1 protein-coding gene is annotated in these 928 nt (G+C 57.8%); it reads right to left on the bottom strand.

Features of this window, described 5'->3' with window-relative positions; genetic code table 11:
- Window positions 1–823 (bottom strand): glycosyltransferase (locus tag EN991_RS37905; protein WP_245461197.1); only part of this gene is annotated, 823 nt, incomplete at its 3' end.
- Between the last annotated feature and the right edge of the window lie 105 nt (window positions 824–928).

Below are 928 nucleotides of genomic sequence, written 5' to 3'. Positions count from 1 at the left end.
AGGCTGATTGCTGCCCTTCGCCAACGATGACCAGTCGCCGCGACGGCATTTCGTTGAAGGCCCGGATGACAAGGTCGGTGCGCTTGTAGGGGGCGAGGAAGGACGCTGAAACGTAGTAATCGTCCTTATCCTCCACACAAGGCAATTCGCCCAGTGTGACCGGGGGGAAAACGACGCGCGCCTGGCGCCCGTAAATGTGCTGGATACGGGAGCGGACATAATTCGAGTTCGCCAGCATCAGGTCCGGACCGTGCGCGGTTCTCGTATCCCATGTCCTCAGGCGATGGAGCATGTAGCGATAGAGCATTCCCTTGGGGCCGAAACCAAGCCGTCCCTGCTGAAGATAGGAAAATTGTTCATCCCAGGCGTAGCGGACGGGACTGTGCACATAACACAGATGCGGCTGGTCCGGCCTGGTGATGACGCCGCGCGAGAAGGCGGCCGACGACGAGATCACCGCGTCGTATCCCGTCACGTCGAATTGCTCGATCAGAAAGGGACAGAAAAAGAAGAGGGATCGATAGAACTTATGGACCATCGGTATCCGGTTGGCCGCAGACGTATGGAATTCCACGTCGTGGAAATATTGCTCCTTCACCTCTTGTGGCAGGAAATCGAAAAGCGTGAAGACTTCGGCGTTGGGGAACTGCTTGCAGATTTGCGCAAGAACCCTTTCCCCTCCCCGGAAATTCGGGCACCAGTCATGAACGATCGCTATCCTGGCATTGCTGTCGAAGCCGGGCCCCGGCGCGGCCGGCAATTCTTCGATGGATACATCGATCTTGGCAGCGACGGCCAAATCGGAAGAGCGTTCGTGGAGCATGGTTCCCCCTAGCCTCATAAGGCTGGCAGTCTCCATTCCATGTCGTTGCTCCGGCAAGCTGTCCGATCGGCTACACACCGCTACGGGCGCATGGCCATCTAATAC

The sequence above is a fragment of the Mesorhizobium sp. M7A.F.Ca.US.005.03.2.1 genome (assembly GCF_003997795.1).
GTDB classification, from domain to species: Bacteria; Pseudomonadota; Alphaproteobacteria; order Rhizobiales; family Rhizobiaceae; genus Mesorhizobium; species Mesorhizobium ciceri.
The sequence above is the reverse complement of the archived record's forward strand: the minus strand, read 5'-3'. Positions and strand labels throughout refer to the sequence as shown.